The sequence below is a fragment of the Pseudomonas shirazensis genome (assembly GCF_050496565.1).
Taxonomy (GTDB): domain Bacteria; phylum Pseudomonadota; class Gammaproteobacteria; order Pseudomonadales; family Pseudomonadaceae; genus Aquipseudomonas; species Aquipseudomonas shirazensis_A.
In genome coordinates, this window is record NZ_JBNWAE010000003.1 from 190310 (window position 1) to 208782 (window position 18473).

Sequence of the window (18473 nt, forward strand, 5' to 3'; positions counted from 1 at the left end):
CCATGAACATCATCAATGCACGCCTGCGTGGCAAGGACGGGCTGTTTCGCATCGAGCTCGAAGGTGAACGCATCGCTGTCATTCAGCCGCAAAGCGGGCCGCTGGCGCTGAATAACGCCACTGATATCGACGCCGGGCACAACCTGGTGGTGCCGCCCTTTATCGAGCCGCATATTCACCTCGACGCCACCCTCACCGCTGGCGAGCCCAACTGGAACATGAGCGGTACCTTGTTCGAGGGCATCGAGCGCTGGGCCGAGCGCAAGGAGCTCAATACCCATGAAGACACCAAGACCCGCGCCAGCAAGACCATCGGCATGCTGGTCGATCATGGCATTCAGCATGTGCGTACCCATGTCGACGTCACCGATCCCAAGCTGACCGCACTCAAGGCGATGATCGAAGTCCGCGAAGAAGTGCGCCACTTGATCGACCTGCAGATCGTCGCGTTTCCTCAGGAGGGCATCGAGTCGTACGCCAATGGTCGCGCCTTGATGACCGAGGCGATAGCGATGGGCGCGGATGTCGTGGGCGGTATTCCGCACTTCGAGAACACCCGCGATCAGGGTGTGTCGTCGATCAAGTTTCTGATGGACCTGGCCGAACGCAGCGGCTGCCTGGTCGATGTGCATTGTGACGAGACCGACGATCCACAGTCGCGCTTCCTCGAAGTGCTGGCCGAGGAGGCCCGCGTGCGCGGCATGGGTGCGCGGGTTACTGCCAGCCACACCACGGCGATGGGCTCGTATGACAACGCCTACTGCTCGAAGCTGTTCCGCCTGCTGAAAATGTCGGGCATCAACTTTGTATCCTGCCCGACCGAAAGTATCCATCTGCAGGGCCGGTTCGACACTTACCCCAAACGCCGTGGCCTGACCCGTGTCGCCGAAATCGACCGCGCCGGGATGAACGTGTGCTTTGGCCAGGACTCGATCGTCGACCCGTGGTACCCACTGGGCAATGGCAACATCCTGCGCATTCTCGAGGCCGGCCTGCACATCTGCCACATGCTCGGCTACGAAGACCTGCAGCGCTCGTTGGACCTGATCACCGACAACAGCGCGCGCACCCTTAACCTCGGCGAGCGCTATGGCCTGGAGGTCGGCCGGCCGGCGAACCTGCTGGTGCTGTCGGCACCGGATGATTACGAGATGGTCCGCAGCCAGGGCTACGCGCTGGTTTCAGTGCGCAATGGCAAGGTGCTGATGCGCCGTACCCCGGCTCAGGTGCAGCGTCTGGCTTGATCCAGACCAAGCCCGCGCAGGCGTGCCTGCGTGGGCGATGGCTGGCGATCGGTCCAATTCTCATTTGCCCCTGAGCGCGATCAGTGGCACGCTTGGCCGGCGATTTTTGCATCGCCCCTACAGCGAAATAAGGAAACGCCCAGGTGAGTTGGGAAAAAGTCGGTAAAGCCCTCGTTGGCCTGCTGGTCGCTGGCGCCTGCGCAGGCGGCCTTTACCTGGCATTCAAGCAGGACCCAGCCCTGGAAGCGCGGCTTACCTACTCCTACCTGACCTATCCAAGCCAGTTCAGCGAGCGCATCAGCACGGCCAATGACATGCTGCGCTACGAGCGTTTGCACGGGCAGATGAGCGATATCAGCCAGGGTCAGTTGAGCAATCAGCAGGTCGACAAGCTGGTGGACGCGGCTCAGGCGCCGTATCTGGCGTTGTTTGCCAAGCCGTTCGAGGCAGGCCTGGTCGACCATCGTACCGGCCTGGTGATCGAGCTGAAGAACACCCGTGAAGCCCCCTTGAAAAACATTCAGATCCGCTTGCCGGCCAAGGGGCTGGTGCAGGTGCGCGACGATGACGGCAACGACATCATCCCGCAGGCCGCCACCAACCTGATTGACATCGCCACCATCGGCGGGCGCGAAGACTGCAAGGTGTGGGTGTACTTCGATTCGGACTACTCGCAGATCCGACAGGGCGGCCTGAGCATTCGCCACGCGGACGGCGAGGCGCAGATTCTCGCTTACCGCGAGTTCGTCGGCCTGCCAGCCACCATTGCCAGCTACAGCGAGCTGCTGCTGGCCTTGCTTGGGGCACTGGCAATCGGTGTGCTGGGCCTGGGCTACGCATGCCTGAGCCGCAGCCAGCAGGCTACAGCCCAGCGCCGCGCCTAAGGCGCGACCAGCTCGAAACGCCCCTGCGGATCTTCCAGCCCGGACATCAGGCGCAGGAACTTGATCCGCTCGCCCGTGATGCTGATGTCACCGACCGTGACCTCCTTGACGAAACCGGTCTGCTTCAAGGCGATACGATCGAGTGTGGCTTTTTTCATGCTGACCTCGACATCCGCACGGCGGTGGCGCGTGCGGTCGCGGTGGGTCAGCACGCCGTTGCGCACGGTCAGCGCGTAGTCTTCACCCAGGTCAGTGAAGCGCCAGTTGATGGTCAGGTCTTGCTCGGCTGCCTTTTGCGCATCGAGGCGCACGCTGAGCAAATCGAAAAACAGAGGCGCGGCGAGGGCCCGAACCATGTCATCGACGTTGCCGGGGTCGGGGCTTGCGGCAACACCGTCGCGCAGCTCCTGCGCGCCACTCAGGTACGCATTGCGCCAGGTGGCATTCTCGCTCTGGTAGCCGAGCTGCTCGAGCGCATCGGCCTGCAGCTGACGTGCTGAGCTGTTACCGGGCTGTGCGTAGATCAGTTGCCGAGTCAGCTCGGCGACCCAGCGGTAATCACCTGAAGCAAATGCCTTGCGCGCCAGGCTCAGCACCTGGTTGGCGCCGCCCATGGCTTCGACATAGCGCCGGCCAGTGTAGGTCGGTGGCAGGGGGTCGAGGGTAGCGGGGTTGCCGTCGTAGGTGCCCATGTAGCGTTGATAGACCGCGCGCACGTTGACGCTCAGCGAGCCGTAGTAATCGCGGCTGTACCAGCGCTTGGCCAGGCGCGGGGGCAGGGTGGCGAGTTGCGCGGCAATCGCGTCCGGGGTCAGGCCCTGATTGATCAGGCGTAGCGTCTGGCCATCGATATAGGCGTACAGGTCACGCTGGTCGGCAAGGTATTCGCGCACGGCGGCGCCGCTCCAGGTTGGCCAGTGATGCTGGCCCAGTACAACCTCGGCACGCTCACCGTAGCGCACCAGGGTCTGGTCGAGGTAGCGCGACCAGCTTCTGGCATCGCGCACCGGTGCGCCACGCAGGTCGAGCAGGCTCAGTTGGCTGTGGGCGACGTTCTCGCCCATGGCCAGCGCCTTGAAGCGCGGCAGCCAGAGGTTCATCTGCGCCGGCGCGTCCTGGCCTGAGGTGAGCTGGAATTCGATGTCGATGCCATCGATGCGCACGGTCTCGACCGCTTTGCTTATCTCCCGCGTGGGGGCGAGCAGGCTGATCGTGGCGTTGCTGGAAATATCCTTGCCCAGGCCTGCGTCGACCTGACCGCGAGGCCCGCGGGGCAGGGCGTTGCCGTACAGGTATTCGGCGCGGCGCTGCATCGCTGGGCCCGCCAGCACGTTCTCGCTGATGGCCTGCGCATAGAAACCACGAGGTGCCAGCACCTGAACCCTTCCGGCCTTGACCTCGGCGGGGTCGACGACACCGCGCACGCCACCATAGCTGCTCACCTGCGGGTTGCTGTAGATCACCGCCAGCACGGGCTTGCGCGGGCGATGCTTGAAGTACAGCTCCATGGCGGCGCGGGCGGTTTCTACCGAATGCAGCGGGTCGATCACGATCAGTCCGCTGTCGCCTTCGACCAGAGTCATGTTGGCGAGGTCCAGGCCACGTACCTGATAGATGCCCTCGGTGACCTGGAACAGGCCAGCGATGGCGTTGAGTTGGGCTTGGCGCCACAGGCTCGGGTTGACGGTGGCAGGCGCTTCGCCGCTGATGAAGGCGTAGCGCTGCAGGTCCCACACCGGCTGGTTGTCGCTGTTGTCGACGCGGCCATCGAAGCGCTCGATCAAGCCGCGCTGGGCGGCGTCGCAATCGGCGCGGTCGCTAAAGGGGAGGCGCTGCAACCATTGTTGGTTGCTTTGGCGGGTGAAGCTGGTGGCGTCTTTTTGCGGTGCATTGGCGGCAGAGGCGAGTGGGCATAGCAGCAATAGCGGCAGTAATAGGCGATGCGGCATAGGGGTTCCTTGGCTTGGGCGACGCGCAGGGGGAAACAGTAGCCTATGGCATGGGGGGCTGGGGAGATGTTATGGCTCTGACTGTGAGTTTTTGGGGCCGCTGCGCGGCCCTATCGCGACACAAGGCCGCTCCTACAGGGACCGCGCATGTCGATGGTACGCGGTTACCTGTAGGAGCGGCCTTGTGTCGCGAAAGGGCTGCGAAGCGGCCCCCTCTAACGGATAACTCAACCTCAGCGCTGGAAACCCAACCCCGACGACAAGTCGGTCTGCGCAGGCTCATGCCGATCCGGCGCAGTGTTGTCCTTCACCGACTGTGTAACAGCCTCTTTGGCCTGCTCACCCTTGGCCTTGAGCGCATCGGTCAAGCGATCACTGTGCTCGCCCATCAACTGGTCCTCCTTGCGCGTATTCGGCAACGCCGCGCCCAACGCAGCGCCCAGAGCGATGCCCAGTGCAGCCATCACCAGCGGTTGCTCCTTGAGCAGTTGATCGAACTGGCTTTTCACGACAGTGGCTTTATCACCCACCTGATATGCCGCGTCGCGCACGCTGCTGGCCGAGCCGCTAGTCGAATCGCGCAAATCATGTGCCTTGGCTTGCACCGAGTGCTTGGCATCCTGCAGCGCATCGCCCGCGTGTCCGAGCGCGCCTTTGACCGCATCGACAGCCTCACCCAGCCTGTCCCCCAAGCCCGCCCCGGTGTGCGCAGGCCCTGGGCTGAACGGGCGATTCTGGTTCATCGCCAGCCAGGCCATACCCACTGCGGTGAGGGTCGCTGGCACAGGGTTGTTCTTCAATGTAGTGCCCAGATTATGCAAGAACTCACTGCCATTACCTTTGCCGTACGCCAGCACCTGATCCATCAACTGGCCCGGGCTCAGGCGCTGTTCCAGGGCATCGACCAGGTCACTGATATGCTCGCGCTTGGCGTTGATTTCCTGCTCGAGCAGGTCCGGGTCTTTGTCTGCTTCATGTTCAAAAGAAGTGCTCATGGCAGTTTCCTCTTCAGCGTGTCCTTGTCCTGTTGCATGGCATGCAGGGTGCGATCGGGCATCAGATGGCCGGGTTCGAACTGCTTCTTGCCCGACTGCAGCATGATGAAGCCGATGATCACCGTGATCGCGCCGACGATCAGTGCCGCCAGCCACGGCTCGACCACCATTGCCAGCGCGTAGACCGCCGCCAGCAGAAGGATGATGAAGCCCGCTAGCAACACGATGGCGCCAGCGGCAACTGCTGCGGTACCCGCTTTCAAGGTGTTGAGGTTGTGCGTCAGCTCGGCTTTGGCCAAGGCCAACTCCTTGCTGAACAACTCAGGCACTTCACGCATCAGTTGGCGCAGCAGGCCGCCGATGCCGACTGGATCTTCGCTGGCCGGTTGTACCGGAGGCGGGGTGTGGAACGAGTCGTTGTTCATCATTCGGCTCCTTCAAGCGGGTCACGTTGCTGAGCACTGCCGGTCACAGGCGTGGCGGCACCGACGCCGATCGGATCGACCGGGGTGTACGGCTTGTGGGTAGAGACATCGCTCGCGCGGTCGGGGGTAGGCGGGGTGCTGTGGTAGGGCTCGTTGCTGCCGTAGGCGGGGGCGGGCGTTGCTGAAGTGGCGTCATGCTGGCCGCTGGCGCGCAGGAACCGCGACAAGGCAAAGCCGACGGCCACACTGCCAGCGAGGAACAACCCGGGGTTGTCACGGGCCAGACGCGAGCCTTTGTGTAGCAGGTCTTCGGCGCTCTCGTGGCGGATCTGCTCGGCGAAGGTGCCGATGCATTCTGCGGCCTGGCCCAGATAGTGCGAGATGCCTAGCGTGTCGTTGTCTTTCAGCGCAGATGCCGCCGAACGAGCACCCTCCTTGAGCGAGTCCAGCTGGTCGGCAGCTGTGTCGCGGTAGTGCTCGAATTGCTCGGCACCTTGCGTCTTCGCCTCGCCGAGCAGTGCACCGGCCTCGTCGGCAAGCGTGTGCAGGTGATCTTGAGTGTTATCGGGTGGCGATGAGGCGCTGTGGTCGGTCTTGTCCATGGTCGTTTCCCTCGATGATGAAAGCCCCGGCACAGGCCGGATTGGTTTCGTTCATTCGGGGGACGCGGTCGAACAGCAGGGAGTTCACTCAACTTGATCGGTGACGTTTAGCGCTGGCGCCAATGATTTGTGCGGCGTTTATCGCAAATCGAGGTAATTTGCGCACAGATATCGACGCTGGTTCATTCGCTGTCGTGCAACAGCAGCGCTTGCTGCAGCCGTTCGAGCAGGGCCTCACGCACGCTGTCGGGTGCAGTTACCTTGATCGAGCCGGCATGTGCCAGCAGCCAGCTGATGAGGGCCTGGTCATAAGCAACCGTGGCCACCAACCTGGCGTCGCCTTCGGCAAGCGGCTCCAGCAACATGTCGTCCGACAGCGGCTGCGCCGCCAACTGCCGCGCCAGCCCCGGCGTTACCCAGGCACGCAAGGTGATCGGTTGCGCCATGCAGCGGTCGCTCGGCTGCGGCGGATGCAGTTGCTCACGAGCAGGTTCCGCCTGCCAGTACCAGCCATACGGTGTGCCCTTGCTGTTGCAGCGCACCGGAAACAGCTCAGTCAGCTCGTTCAGATCACGTTCGACCGTGCGCTTGCTGGTGCCGTGGCCGACCTGATGCAGGGCCTGCTGCAGCTGGTTGGAACTCATGCCCGGGTGCCGGTCGGGCAGCAGCTTGAGCAACTGCCACTGGCGGGCGATGGTCTGGCGCGTGGGGTTGCTGGGCAAAGCGGGATCCTTGGCGCGCGATCACTGCACGGCATTAATGGTGGCAATTGGCTATGGTCGCGAAGCATACCCGTTGCTGGGCGTGCAGCCAACGTGCCGTGACAACCGACCTGCGTCTGCGGTATACCTGAGCGCTACCAAGGGGAGCCCGGAGACGGGCTGAGAAACCGCTGGCGAGATGCAGCGCGGTGACCCTTAGCACCTGATCCGGATCATGCCGGCGAAGGGATGGGACAGCCGACCTGCCTTTGCGCCGGCCTCACTGCGAGGCCGCACCATGCACCACCCGCCTGGCCTCGCTGCCACCTCCCAGAGGACAGCAGCATGAGCGAACGTTTTACCCATTATTTGCGCGAGCAGAGCGAACCGACCTGGTCGGCTGCCGTTGGCCATCGTTTCGTGCGGGAGCTGTGCGACGGCTCCCTGGCCGACCCGGTCATGGTCCGCTACCTGGTTCAGGACCATCGCTTTCTCGACAGCTTCCTGACTTTGCTCGGTGCGGCTATTGCCACAGCCGATACCTTCGAAGCGCGCCTGCGTCTGGGCCGTTTTGCCGGAATGATCTCGAGTGACGAAAACACCTATTTCCTGCGTGCGTTCGAGGCTCTCGATGTAAGCCCGGCGCAGCGCGACGAGCCTGCCGACAGCGCACCTACCGCAGGCTTCAAGGCGATCATGGCCGAGGCGGCGGCAAGCCGCTCCTATGCGGCGGCGCTGGCGGTGCTCAATGTGGCCGAAGGGTTGTACCTGGACTGGGCGCAGAAGGCGCCGCAGCCACTGCCCGAGCATTTCGTCCACGCTGAGTGGATCACCTTGCATGACAACCCGTTCTTCGAGGATTTTGTCGCGTTCCTGCAAGCCGAACTGGACCGCGTCGGGCCAAAGGAGGCCGAGCTCACCCGCGACTTCTACCTGCGCACCGTCGCGCTGGAACTGGCCTTCTTCGATGCCGTATACGATGGCGAGGCCTGACATGGATATTTTTGATCGGCTCAAAGCTGCTGCCGCGCCGCAATGGGCGAGCTACGTCGAGCATGACTTCCTGCAGCAGATGCAAGCGGGCACCCTCAGTCAGGCGGCGTTTCGCGAGTATCTGGTGCAGGACTACCTGTTCCTGATCCAGTTCGCCCGCGCCTGGGCGCTGGCCGCCTACAAGAGTCGTCTGCCAGGTGACATCCGCGCTGCCCAGGCCGGGCTTGCGGCGATTCTTGACGAGACTGAACTGCACCTGCGCCTGTGCGCCCGCTGGGGCTTGTCGCAAGCCGATATTCAGGCTGCCCCTGAGCATCAGGCGACCGTCGCTTATACCCGCTATGTGCTTGACTGCGGCGCCGCCGGCGACCTGCTTGAGCTGCACGTTGCGCTGGCGCCGTGCGTGATCGGCTATGCCGAAATCGGCCAGCGCCTGGCTGCTGCATTAGGTGATCTGAGCGAGCATCCGTACCGCGAATGGATCGGCGAGTATGCCGGCGAGGCCTATCAAGGCGTGGCCGCGTCCGCCCGCAAGCACCTGGACGAACTGGCCGCGCGGAGCATGACCGAGTCACGCTTTACCGAGCTGGCGGCGATCTTTGCCCAGGCCTCACGGCTTGAGGCGGACTTCTGGCAGATGGGCTTGCAGGCGGGCGACTGATCGGTGCGCGAGGCGTCTGCGGGCATACCTGCGGCGTCTCGGCCGCGACCTCCCGCACCGCTACCCCTCGAGAGCAGCTGTCACACTTTGTCCCATTTTCGCCAATGCATCTGATTAGGATTCTCTTTTACATCAGAATCCACAGGTCATTCGCATGCCCGCGCCACGCCTTATTTTCAGTTGTTCCTCCACTTTGGTCGTCCTCCTCGCGGGTGCCGCGCAGGCGCAGACCACGCCCGTCGCACCCGTCCCGCTTACCCTCGAGGACGTGGTCGTCACCGCCTCGGGCTTCGAGCAGCGGGTCGAGGACGCGCCCGCGTCGATCACCGTGATCGACGGTGAAGACCTGCGCCGCAAGTCATACCGCGACCTCGGCGACGCGGTGCGTGATGTCGAGGGCGTAACCGTCAACGGCGGTGCCAACGAAAGCGATATCTCCATGCGCGGCATGCCTGGCGACTACACCTTGATTCTGGTCGACGGCAAACGCCAGAGCGCCCGCGAATCACGGGTCAATGGCAACGCCGGCTATGAGCAGAGCTTTGTCCCGCCGGCAGCCGCCATCGAGCGGATCGAGGTGGTGCGCGGGCCGATGTCGTCGCTGTACGGCTCGGACGCTATTGGAGGGGTGATCAACGTCATTACCCGCAAGGTCTCGCCCGAGTGGGGCGGCTCGATCGGCTACGACTATTCGGCACGTCAGCACAGTGCGGAAGGCGACGCCGGGCAAACCACCTTCTACTTGAGCGGGCCGCTCAAGGAAGACCTGCTTGGCCTGCAGGTGTGGGGCCGCTACCTGGACCGCCAGGCCGATGCTGATCTGGAGCAGACCAACGGCCACAGCAAGGCCGATCACCGCGACCTGACCACGCGCCTGGCCTTCACCCCCACTATCGACCACGACATCCTGCTCGAAGCCGGCGTTACGCGCCTGAAAAATGGTGATGGCGTCAGTGCCAACTGGGCCACCCGCGAGCAAGAGAACAACCGTGATCACTGGTCGCTTTCGCACCAAGGGCGCTGGGGCTGGGCCACCTCTGACGTCGCCCTCTATCAGGAAACCACCAGCCGCGAAGGCAAGGCCACGCCAGACCAGACCGACATCTACGGGCGCAAGCCTGAGATCCGCAATCGTGTGCTCGACGCCAAGCTGGTTGTGCCGACCACCCACAACGTCAGCACGGTTGGCCTGCAATGGCAGGAAAATCAGGTCACCGACTGGAACCAGGGCTTGGGTGACAAGGTTGATTACGAGTTCTCGGTCCAGCAAAAAGCGCTGTTTGCCGAAAACGAATGGTCGGTCACCGACACCTTCGCCTTGACCGGCGGCCTGCGTATGGACAACCACGAAGAATACGGCAACCACTTCAGCCCACGCCTGTATGGGGTCTGGCGCGCCACGGATCAGTGGACGCTCAAAGGCGGGGTTGCCCGCGGCTTCAAGACCCCTGAGCTGCGCGCCGTGGTTGAAGGCTACGCCTACCTGCGCCGCAACCGGTTCGTCATGCTCGGCAACCCTGACCTCAAGCCCGAGACCAGTACCAACTACGAAGTGTCGGCGCTGTGGTCCAACCGCAATGACCTGTCGGCAGGCGTGACGTTGTTCTACAACGACTTCCAGGACAAGCTCTCGACCGTCACCACCGACCGGCGCTGGAACGGCTACATCGTCATGGACCGGGTCAATGTCGACAAGGCGGTGATCCGTGGCGTCGAGCTGACCGGCCAGTGGGACATCCGCGCCGACTTGCTGATCAAGGGCAACTACACCTACACCGACTCTGAGCAGAAGACCGGTGCCAACGCCGGTGCGCCGCTCGCCCTGACGCCGAAACAGAAAGCCAACCTGCGTGGCGAGTGGCAGGTCAATGACCGCGGCCAAGCCTGGGCAGCGGTGAGCTACTACGGCGAAGAAACCGGTAATACCATCACCGCCGAACCGGCGCCGGGCTACACCACGGCAGACATCGGCGGCTCCTATGACCTGACCCATGCGCTGACCTTGAACGCCTCGCTGAACAACATCACCGACAAGCGTCTGGACGACGAGACCTACGGAACGGTGAACTATGGCCGCACCTTGTGGATGGGCGCGACCTACAACTTCTGATCCCTGCTGTACTGCAAACGGGGCCGTACATCGGCCCCGTTCGCGCTATCCGGCCTCAGCCCTGGGCGATCGGCAGCCTTACCAGCGCACACAACTCGCGTGGCGTGCGGTTTTCCAGCAGCAGTTCACCGCCATGGGCCTGAATGCACGCACGGGCAATCGCCAGGCCAAGCCCGAGGCCGCCTCCGCTGCGCGCATCAGCACCACCGCGGCCTAGTTGCACAAAGGGTTCAAAGACTTTTTCCAGCCATTCTTCAGGCAGGCCCGGACCTTGATCGATGATCTCCAGGCGCACCTGACCGTCAGCCTTGCTCAGTGCCACATGGGCTGCACCGCCGTGTTTCAAGGCGTTGTCGATCAGGTTGGTGAGGGCACGCTTGAGCGCCAGAGGACGGCAGCTAAGCCAGACCTGTTGCTGCACATCCCAGGTCAACGGCTGCCCGAGCAGGCGATAACGCCGGTCCAGCTCATCGAGCAAGTCGTTCAGGCGCAACTGACAGGTCGCTTCCTGCACCGCATCGCCGCGCACGAATTCGAGGGTTTCGCCGACCATCGCCGTCAACTCGCCCAGGCTCTCCAGCAAGTCGTCGCGGGTCGCGCCAGGGTCCAGCAGCTCTACCTGCAAGCGCAACTCGGTCAGCGGCGTGTTGAGGTCATGGCTGATCGCTGCCAGCAGGCGGGTGCGGCCCTCGACGTGCCGAGCCAGGTTGGCCTGCATGGTGTTGAAAGCGCGAGTCAGCTCGTGTGCCTCCTGCGGGCCGGTCAGTGGCAGTGGCGCAATCCACTCGCCACGGCTGACCCGCTCGGTGGCCTTGGCCAAGGTCTTGATCGGGCGCAGCACGCGGGCGAAGCCGAAGATCATCACCAGCAAGACCGGCAGGGTGGTCATTGGCAGACTGTAGGCCAGTACCGTGCCCCATTGATAAGCGCCGCTGGGGTGCTGCACGGCATTCAGGTACTGCCCATCGCCCAGCGCCAGGCTGCTGCGCAACCGTAGCGGCGCCCAACCGCCCGGGCTGAACGGATAGGCGCGGGCGTCGGCGCCGTTGACCCGCTCCAACTGCACGATCAACGGGTGTTCGGGGAGTAGCTGCAGCCGTTGGCGCAAGTCGCGGGTCAGCCGCTGTTCTTCAGGACGAGCGTCGAAAGCAGCGACCTCGGGGCTTGCCGCGATCCAGAAGCGGGTTTCCGGGTTGGCCATTTTTGCCAGCAGGCTGTTGGCCTGCGCTGCGGGCAGGTCGCGCGCCAGGTTGAACGCGGTGGCTAGCCGCTCCAGGCTGGCCGCGCGCGACAGTGGATGGAGCAGGCTGCCATGACGATGCAACAGCACGATACCGATCAGGTGCGAGGCCAGCAGCGCCAGGCACAGCAACAGCAGCAACTGATGCAGCAAGCGCTGCGGCCACAGCTGGCGCAAGCTATTCAAGCTCGACATCGGCAGCCAGCAAGTAGCCGCTGCCCCACAGGGTGCGCAACAGTTCGGCAGTTTGCCCGTCATGGCTGAGCTTGCGCCGCAGGCGGCTGATCTGGCGGTCGATGGCGCGTTCGCTGATGTCGCTGTCGTGCGCTGCCGTCAGGTCGACCAGCCGTTGCCGGGTCAGGCTGCGATGCGGGTGGGCCAGAAACACCTGCAGCAGTTTGCCCTCGGCGGTGCTCAACTGAACTGACTCGGCACCCTCGCGGCTGAGCGAGGCGCTGCTGGCGCAGAAGTGCCAGCCGGCGAAGCGATAGCGGCGAACTGCGGGCGTAGCAGCAGGCGCCGCGTGGAGTCGCGCCTGGGTTGCCTGATGCCGGCGCAGCACGCTGTTCAGGCGCGCGACCAGCTCACGCGGCTCGAATGGCTTGGTCAGGTAGTCATCGGCGCCCAGGTCGAGGCCGCGAATGCGGTCTGCAGTGGTGTCGCGGGCGGTCAGCAGGATCACTGGCAGGTTGCAGCGCCGGTGCAGTTGCTGGCACAGCTCGAAGCCATCGCCGTCGGGCAGCATGACATCGAGTACGGCTACATCGAACGCCTGCTGCTTGAGCAATTGCCAGAGTCCGGCCGCGTCGGCGGCGGTGCGCACCTCGAAGCCATGGCGGCGCAGGTAGGTGGCGAGCGGGTCGCGGATCTTGCGGTGGTCGTCGACCACCAGCACTCGCGGCGCGGGCGTGGGTTGTTCAGCTGGCATTGGCGATCGCGCGTGATATGAAGGGCAGGGCGCAATATTACTACGAGTCATTATCATTTGTGACTGCCCGCTGTGGGCAGATTGTCACAGCGGGTATCATCGCCTGCAGTGGCTGGCGCTAGATAGCCGAGCGCCGCACCTGCTTGACCAGGATCTTCTCCAACAGCTCCCACATCGCCGGGTCGGTGCTGAACGCGACGTTGAAGCGCATCCAACCGGTTGCCTGGGCATCGACCATGAACAACTGCCCGGGGCCGAGCATGATGCCTTGCTCCAGCGCGTCATCGAGCAAGGCCGCGCTGTCCGGAATGGCCCGATGGCGCGCCCAGACGTACATGCCTTCGTCCGATTCGGTGAACAGCTCGAAGCCCAGCCGGTGCAGGTGCCGGCCCACTTCCTGGTGGGCTTCGGCCAGGCGCTGGCGCAGGCGTTTGAGGTGCTTGCGCCAGCGGCCGTCGATGATCGCCGCGTAGACCACCCGCTCCATTACTTGCGAGGTGGTCAGCCCGGAGCGCATTTTCAGGCGCAGCAGCTGCTGCATCAGTTCCGGGTTGGCGAACAGGTAGCCGACCCGCACGTTTGGCGAAATGCTTTTTGAGTAACTGCCGACGTATACCACCTGCTGCAGGTGATCAAGGCTGGCCAGGCAGGGCTGCGGCTCGGCGATCATGTCGGCGTACAGGTTGTTTTCCACCAGGCGAAAGCCATGCTGGCTGGCCAGTTGCAGCAAGCGGTGCAGTTGCGGCAGCGGGGTACGCGAGCAGGTTGGGCTGTGCAGGTGTGGCTGAGTGAAGAAAACGCTTGGGCGGTGCTCGCTGAGCAGTTGCTCCAGGCGATCGAGGTCGTAACCAGCCGGGGTGCGCGGCACGCCGATCAGGGTAGCGCCCTGAAACCGCAGGATGCTCATCAGGTTGGGATAGCCCGGGTCGTCGACCAGCACCACATCACCGGGGCGCACCAGCGTGCGTACCGCCAGGTCCAGCGCCTGGCTGGCGCCGTGGGTGAGCATCAACTGCGCGGGGTTGACCACGATCGACAGCTCTTGCTGCAGGTTCTGCGCGGTCAGCGTGCGCAGCTCCGGCAGGCCCATCGGCTCGCCATAGCCGGACAGCTCCAACGGGCTACCGGCGACCTGACGCATGCCCCGGCGCAGGCCGTCTTCGTACATCCAGTCGTTGGGCAGCCAGCCGCAGCCGGGTTTGAACGGCAACTGACGGGTTTCGAAAATCTGCTGCAGGTACCACTCGGCATTGAACGACGGCCTACTGTTGTCGGCGCCGTGGGCCGGTCTGTCGAGTTGCTCGCTGGCCGCGCGATTGACGAAGAAGCCGGTGTTGCCGCGGCTGACCAGCAGCCCTTGCGCAACCAGGCGGTCGTACGCCTCGACCACGGTGAATGTGCTCACCGAGTAGGTGGCGGCGAAGGCGCGGATCGACGGGACCTTGGCACCGGGTTTGAGCGCCTGGCTGTCGATCAACTCGCGCAAGCCGTCGATGATCTGGTTGACCAGCGGGGTGGCGGAGTCTGGATGTAGTACGAGCATGGGTGTGCCTTCAGGTGTGCAGACGCGGGGCGTCGGCCGGGTGTCGCGCGGTGTATTGCATGGGCGGCCTGTACAGTGCAGTGCGACTTTCATGCCACTGTGCATGGCTCTATCAGCGCGACATTTTTACATTAGGTGTCTGAGATCGCCAGACACCTTTTGTTTCAGTTCGTTCGAGGCCCGCCTCGCACGACCCACAGGCCGCCAGGGAAGGCCTGCTCGTGCCCTCGCACAGCGCCTGCGCGCATCAGTATCGATGTACAGGTGAAACCGCTTGCCATCGGGGTTTCACGCAATTCCTTAGATAAAAAGAAGCACGGGGACACAACTGATGGACGCAACATCTACAACTACCGCATCCGAAAAAGGGGCGCCGGAGAGCAAGCTGAATGCTTCGCTCAAGTCGCGCCACCTGACGATGATGTCGATCGCCGGGGTCATCGGCGGCGCATTGTTCGTCGGCTCCGGCAGTGTCATTCACAGCGCAGGCCCTGCTGCAGTGCTGGCTTATCTGGCTGGCGGCATCCTGGTGGTGCTGATCATGCGCATGCTCGGTGAAATGGCCACGTCTTCGCCAGACACCGGCTCGTTCTCGACCTACGCCGACCGCGCCATTGGCCGTTGGGCCGGCTTCACCATCGGTTGGTTGTACTGGTGGTACTGGGTCATCCTGATGGCCTGGGAAGCGTACGTCGCGGGCAAGATCCTGCACGGCTTCTTCCCGGGGGTGAGCACCAATGTGTTCGTCCTGGCGACGACCCTGGTGCTGATCACGGTCAACTTCTTCAACGTCAAGCACTACGGCGAGTTCGAGTTCTGGTTTGCCTTGATCAAGGTGATCGCGATCGTCTGCTTCCTGATCGTGTGTGGCTCGGCTGTGCTGAATATCTGGCAGTTCGGTGAGGTCCGCGGGATCACTCACCTGACCGCAGAAGGCTTTATGCCGAACGGCTTTACCACGGTGATTGGCGCGCTGCTTGGGGTGATGTTCGCCTTCCTCGGGGCGGAGATTGTGACCATCGCTGCCTCCGAGTCGAAAGACCCGGCCGGGCAGATCGTCAAGGCGACCAACTCGGTGGTCTGGCGGGTGTGCCTGTTCTACGTCGGCTCGATCTTCCTGATCGTGTGCCTGGTGCCGTGGAATGACCCGCACCTGGGTGAGTCGGGCTACGGCGCCTACCGCCGTACCCTGGAGCTGCTGGGCGTGCCATATGCCGAGCTGCTGATGAACTTTGTCGTGCTGACTTCGGTGAGCAGCTGCCTGATCTCGGGCCATTACACTGCCTCGCGCATGCTCTTCTCGCTGGCTCAGCGTGGTGATGCGCCGTCGTTCTTCAAGATCACCCGTGCCGGCACTGGCGTACCGGTGTTCGCGATCGTCGGTTCGTGTGCAGTCGCGGTTGTCTGTGCGCTGATCAACTTCAGCGAGACCCTGCGGCCGAAAGACGTGCTCGATACCTTGATGAACACCACGGGCATGATTGCTTTGCTGGTGTATCTGGTGATCGCCTTCTCGCAGCTGCGTATGCGCCGCAAGTTGATTGCCGAAGGCAAGGAGATCCGCCTGCAGATGTGGCTGTTCCCTTGGCTGACCTACCTGGTGATCGCGTTTATTGTTGCGGCGTTGGTGACCATGGCGTTCATGCCTGACTACCAGATCCTGGTGATCTCGACCGGTATTGCTGCTGCCGTAGTGGTTGCGATGGGCGTGGTGCATCAGATGCGCACTGCCAACAAACACTAAGCTGAGCGCTGTCTGACGCCGGCCGGTTCCCGCAAGGGGCCGGCCGCGTTTGTTTATGAGGCTGCTTATACGGGTTTATGCTGGCCGTGCGGGGCCACTTCGCTCCTGAGTCGGCGATGGGCAAGTCCAATTTCGGGGCCGCGTTGCGCCCCTTCGCGGGTAAACCCGCTCCCACAGGATTTGCAGCGCCGCTCCAACCTGTGGGAGCGGGTTTACCCGCGAAGGGGCGCAACGCGGCCCCGCTCTCGATTTCAATCCACCAGCAATTACAGGAGGCCGATACACGCGGACCTGCTGATGCCTCACCGCGAAACCCTCGACATGGCTTATGCTAGGCGCTCAGCCGCCTACAGGAGCCGCCCATGGCCTGGTCTGCCAACCAATATTCGCTGTTTGAAGACGAACGCAGCCGCCCCGTGCGCGATCTGCTGGCGGCGGTGCCGCCGCGTCCAGTGCGTCACGCTACCGACCTTGGCTGTGGGCCGGGCAACTCCACCGAAGTGCTGTTGCAACGCTGCCCGGACGCTCAGGTGACAGCGCTCGACAGTGATCCGGACATGATCGACAAAGCCAATAAACGGCCGCGTTTGAGTGTGCCGAGGGTGAGCTGCAAGATTGCCGACATCGCGACCTGGCAAGCAGCCGAGCCACAGGACTTGATCCTTGCCAACGCCTCGCTGCAATGGCTCCCCGAGCACGCCACGCTGTATCCGCACCTGGTCCGCCAGCTTAGCGAAGGCGCCAGCCTTGCCGTGCAGACTCCGGACAACATCGACGAACCTGCCCACCGACAGATCCGCGAGATCGCCAAGCGCGGGCCATGGGCCGACAAGTTCGCCGACTTCTCGCTGCCGCCGCGGCATACCGCAGCGTTCTACTACGACTTGCTCAGCCCGCTGTGCAGCCGCGTCGACGTCTGGCGCACGACTTACCATCACCCCTTGGCCGACGGTGCGCAGGCGGTGGTTGAATGGTTCAAGGGCTCGGCCTTGCGCCCCTATCTGGATCGTCTGAACGAAGCAGAACAGGCGGACTTCCTGCAGTTGTATCTGCAGGCGATGGAGCATGACTACCCGGCCTCCAGTGATGGCAAGGTACTATTGCCGTTCCCCCGCTTGTTTGTCGTCGCTACCCGTTAACGACGGCGCCAGCGCCAGATCACATAGGCGTAAATGGCCAGGTTGAGCATCAGTACGACCAGGCCCAGCACGATCTGGATCTGCGCGGTCAGCCCGGCCGGGTAGATCATCGGCAGGATGTAGTGCTCGATGAAGCCGCCGTGATAGCCAGCGTCACCGGCGGCGGCGCGCAGGCGGTTTTCCCATTCGGTGAGTGGGCATTGCAGATGCAGCAGCTCGACTGCCAGGCCCCATGCCACGGCGGGCAGATGCAGCAGCAGAGCAGGGCGCCATTTGAGCACCAGCAAGCCGCCGAACAGCACCAGCAGAATGAACGACAGATGAATCAGGACCAGGGCGTCAGCGCTGAGACGGTAGATCATGGCAGGGGCTTATGTTGTCAGAAGCCACGCAGAATAGGCCTAATTGCCGATAAAAACTGCGTCTGTACCCAGCGCTTCACAGCTCTTCCTGGACCAGCTGCAAAAAGGTCGCCACCACCCGACGGGTACGTTGCTCGCTGAGGCACACCAGTGTTTCAGTCAGATGCCGCTGGCAGTCGATGATCGGCAGCGCACACACCCGAGCGTCAGCGCCAAACTCGGCAGCCGACACCACGCCAACGCCAATCCCCACTACCACCGCCTCGCGCGCCGCTTCGCGGCCTTCGACCTGAATCGCCGCGCGGATGCGCAGCCCTGCCCGGTGCATTTCTTCTTCAAGCGTCTGCCGCGTCACCGATCCCGGTTCACGCAGCACCAGCGGCGTGTCGTCCAGATCAGCCAGGCTGATCGAAGCGCGGCTGGCCCAGGGGTGGCTGTGCGACACGAACGCCACCATCGGGTCGCGGCGCATGGGCACGCAGTACAGCCGCTCGTCATCGACATCGCGGCCGAGCAGGGCCAAGTCGGCCTGATAACTGAACAGGCGCGCCAGTGATTCATCGGTGTTGCCAGTCTCGATCTTGACCTGGATGCCGGGGTAACGCTGGCAGAAACGGGCGATCTGCGGCAGCACATGCACTGGCGCATCCACCGCCAACACCAGGCTGCCGGTGTGCAACGCGCGCGAATCCTGCAGCAACTCGACGGCTTCGGCTTCGCAAGCGAACAGGCGCTGGGTCACGCCCAGCAGCCGTTCACCAAGGTCGGTTAGCTGTACCGAGCGCTTGTTGCGATGGAACAGCAGCACGCCAAAGCGTTCCTCAAGCTTGCGCACCTGGTCGGACACCGCCGGCTGGGTGAGAAACAGCTTTTGCGCCGCGCGGGTGAAGCTACCGTGTTGAGCGACCGCATGAAATGCCTTGAGCTGTGCCTGCGACACCGACATACCGCCT

General features: G+C 63.4%; 17 protein-coding genes and 1 riboswitch. Of the genes, 7 read left to right on the top strand and 10 right to left on the bottom strand.

Features of this window, described 5'->3' with window-relative positions; genetic code table 11:
• The first annotated feature begins 2 nt into the window (after window positions 1-2).
• On the top strand, window positions 3-1244 hold the full coding sequence (codA, locus tag ACQZ2L_RS06805) for a cytosine deaminase (RefSeq protein ID WP_430325337.1): 1242 nt from the start codon (window positions 3-5) through the stop codon (window positions 1242-1244).
• Window positions 1245-1387: 143 nt separating this feature from the next.
• Window positions 1388-2128 carry a hypothetical protein gene (locus tag ACQZ2L_RS06810; RefSeq protein WP_430325338.1) on the top strand — a complete coding sequence of 247 codons (741 nt, stop codon included), beginning with the start codon at window positions 1388-1390 and terminating at the stop codon, window positions 2126-2128.
• Here ACQZ2L_RS06810 and ACQZ2L_RS06815 read toward each other — a convergent pair.
• From ACQZ2L_RS06815 to ACQZ2L_RS06835, 5 genes are all read right to left on the bottom strand, one after another.
• Complete coding sequence (locus ACQZ2L_RS06815; protein WP_430325339.1) at window positions 2125-4077, bottom strand: alkyl/aryl-sulfatase; 1953 nt, start codon at window positions 4075-4077, stop codon at window positions 2125-2127. The two genes, ACQZ2L_RS06810 and ACQZ2L_RS06815, sit on opposite strands and share 4 nt — an antisense overlap.
• A 233-nt stretch (window positions 4078-4310) precedes the next feature.
• Window positions 4311-5072 (bottom strand): DUF3618 domain-containing protein, encoded by a 762-nt coding sequence (locus tag ACQZ2L_RS06820; protein ID WP_430325340.1) that lies wholly within the window; start codon window positions 5070-5072, stop codon window positions 4311-4313.
• On the bottom strand, window positions 5069-5500 hold the full coding sequence (locus tag ACQZ2L_RS06825) for a phage holin family protein (protein ID WP_340610142.1): 432 nt from the start codon (window positions 5498-5500) through the stop codon (window positions 5069-5071). Before ACQZ2L_RS06825 ends, ACQZ2L_RS06820 begins: the two co-directional genes overlap by 4 nt.
• Window positions 5497-6099, bottom strand: coding sequence for a hypothetical protein (locus ACQZ2L_RS06830; protein ID WP_430325341.1), 603 nt, complete (start codon window positions 6097-6099; stop codon window positions 5497-5499). The genes ACQZ2L_RS06825 and ACQZ2L_RS06830 overlap by 4 nt, the downstream gene beginning before the upstream one ends.
• A 182-nt stretch (window positions 6100-6281) precedes the next feature.
• On the bottom strand, window positions 6282-6821 hold the full coding sequence (locus ACQZ2L_RS06835) for a WYL domain-containing protein (RefSeq protein WP_430325342.1): 540 nt from the start codon (window positions 6819-6821) through the stop codon (window positions 6282-6284).
• Window positions 6822-6951: 130 nt separating this feature from the next.
• Window positions 6952-7067, top strand: a riboswitch (TPP riboswitch).
• A gap of 78 nt (window positions 7068-7145) precedes the next feature.
• Between ACQZ2L_RS06835 and ACQZ2L_RS06840 the strand changes: the two genes are divergently transcribed.
• From ACQZ2L_RS06840 to ACQZ2L_RS06850, 3 genes are all read left to right on the top strand, one after another.
• Window positions 7146-7793, top strand: coding sequence for a TenA family protein (locus tag ACQZ2L_RS06840; RefSeq protein ID WP_430325343.1), 648 nt, complete (start codon window positions 7146-7148; stop codon window positions 7791-7793).
• 1 nt (window position 7794) lies between these two features.
• Window positions 7795-8454, top strand: coding sequence for a thiaminase II (gene tenA / locus ACQZ2L_RS06845; protein WP_430325344.1), 660 nt, complete (start codon window positions 7795-7797; stop codon window positions 8452-8454).
• Between the two features lie 154 nt (window positions 8455-8608).
• Window positions 8609-10564, top strand: coding sequence for a TonB-dependent receptor domain-containing protein (locus tag ACQZ2L_RS06850; protein ID WP_430325345.1), 1956 nt, complete (start codon window positions 8609-8611; stop codon window positions 10562-10564).
• A 55-nt stretch (window positions 10565-10619) separates the two neighbouring features.
• Here the strand turns inward: ACQZ2L_RS06850 and ACQZ2L_RS06855 are convergent, their stop codons facing one another.
• From ACQZ2L_RS06855 to ACQZ2L_RS06865, 3 genes are all read right to left on the bottom strand, one after another.
• A complete protein-coding gene (locus tag ACQZ2L_RS06855; RefSeq protein ID WP_430325473.1) occupies window positions 10620-11957 on the bottom strand; it encodes an ATP-binding protein in 1338 nt (445 codons plus the stop codon).
• A 25-nt stretch (window positions 11958-11982) separates the two neighbouring features.
• The gene (locus tag ACQZ2L_RS06860) at window positions 11983-12732 is read right to left on the bottom strand and encodes a response regulator transcription factor (RefSeq protein WP_430325346.1); all 750 of its coding nucleotides are present in this window, start codon (window positions 12730-12732) and stop codon (window positions 11983-11985) included.
• A gap of 118 nt (window positions 12733-12850) precedes the next feature.
• Complete coding sequence (locus ACQZ2L_RS06865; protein ID WP_103437767.1) at window positions 12851-14275, bottom strand: PLP-dependent aminotransferase family protein; 1425 nt, start codon at window positions 14273-14275, stop codon at window positions 12851-12853.
• 331 nt (window positions 14276-14606) lie between these two features.
• Here ACQZ2L_RS06865 and ACQZ2L_RS06870 point away from each other — a divergent pair, with 331 nt between their 5' ends.
• A complete protein-coding gene (locus ACQZ2L_RS06870; protein ID WP_430325347.1) occupies window positions 14607-16019 on the top strand; it encodes an amino acid permease in 1413 nt (470 codons plus the stop codon).
• 362 nt (window positions 16020-16381) lie between these two features.
• Complete coding sequence (gene tam / locus ACQZ2L_RS06875; RefSeq protein ID WP_430325348.1) at window positions 16382-17158, top strand: trans-aconitate 2-methyltransferase; 777 nt, start codon at window positions 16382-16384, stop codon at window positions 17156-17158.
• Here tam and ACQZ2L_RS06880 read toward each other — a convergent pair.
• Both ACQZ2L_RS06880 and ACQZ2L_RS06885 read right to left on the bottom strand, forming a co-directional pair.
• Window positions 17155-17520, bottom strand: coding sequence for a DUF2784 domain-containing protein (locus tag ACQZ2L_RS06880; RefSeq protein ID WP_430325349.1), 366 nt, complete (start codon window positions 17518-17520; stop codon window positions 17155-17157). The two genes, tam and ACQZ2L_RS06880, sit on opposite strands and share 4 nt — an antisense overlap.
• 76 nt (window positions 17521-17596) lie before the next feature.
• Window positions 17597-18466 (bottom strand): LysR substrate-binding domain-containing protein, encoded by an 870-nt coding sequence (locus ACQZ2L_RS06885; RefSeq protein ID WP_430325350.1) that lies wholly within the window; start codon window positions 18464-18466, stop codon window positions 17597-17599.
• Window positions 18467-18473 lie beyond the last annotated feature (7 nt).

What these genes read in the sequence shown, in the direction of transcription:
- ACQZ2L_RS06850 (WP_430325345.1), top strand. Translation starts at nt 8,609, where the DNA reads ATGCCCGCGCCACGCCTTATTTTCAGTTGTTCCTCCACTTTGGTCGTC.
- tam (WP_430325348.1), top strand. Translation starts at nt 16,382, where the DNA reads ATGGCCTGGTCTGCCAACCAATATTCGCTGTTTGAAGACGAACGCAGC.
- ACQZ2L_RS06830 (WP_430325341.1), bottom strand. Translation starts at nt 6,099, where the DNA reads ATGGACAAGACCGACCACAGCGCCTCATCGCCACCCGATAACACTCAA.
- ACQZ2L_RS06820 (WP_430325340.1), bottom strand. Translation starts at nt 5,072, where the DNA reads ATGAGCACTTCTTTTGAACATGAAGCAGACAAAGACCCGGACCTGCTC.
- ACQZ2L_RS06815 (WP_430325339.1), bottom strand. Translation starts at nt 4,077, where the DNA reads ATGCCGCATCGCCTATTACTGCCGCTATTGCTGCTATGCCCACTCGCC.
- ACQZ2L_RS06860 (WP_430325346.1), bottom strand. Translation starts at nt 12,732, where the DNA reads ATGCCAGCTGAACAACCCACGCCCGCGCCGCGAGTGCTGGTGGTCGAC.
- ACQZ2L_RS06870 (WP_430325347.1), top strand. Translation starts at nt 14,607, where the DNA reads ATGGACGCAACATCTACAACTACCGCATCCGAAAAAGGGGCGCCGGAG.
- ACQZ2L_RS06825 (WP_340610142.1), bottom strand. Translation starts at nt 5,500, where the DNA reads ATGATGAACAACGACTCGTTCCACACCCCGCCTCCGGTACAACCGGCC.
- ACQZ2L_RS06865 (WP_103437767.1), bottom strand. Translation starts at nt 14,275, where the DNA reads ATGCTCGTACTACATCCAGACTCCGCCACCCCGCTGGTCAACCAGATC.
- ACQZ2L_RS06880 (WP_430325349.1), bottom strand. Translation starts at nt 17,520, where the DNA reads ATGATCTACCGTCTCAGCGCTGACGCCCTGGTCCTGATTCATCTGTCG.
- codA (WP_430325337.1), top strand. Translation starts at nt 3, where the DNA reads ATGAACATCATCAATGCACGCCTGCGTGGCAAGGACGGGCTGTTTCGC.
- ACQZ2L_RS06840 (WP_430325343.1), top strand. Translation starts at nt 7,146, where the DNA reads ATGAGCGAACGTTTTACCCATTATTTGCGCGAGCAGAGCGAACCGACC.
- tenA (WP_430325344.1), top strand. Translation starts at nt 7,795, where the DNA reads ATGGATATTTTTGATCGGCTCAAAGCTGCTGCCGCGCCGCAATGGGCG.
- ACQZ2L_RS06885 (WP_430325350.1), bottom strand. Translation starts at nt 18,466, where the DNA reads ATGTCGGTGTCGCAGGCACAGCTCAAGGCATTTCATGCGGTCGCTCAA.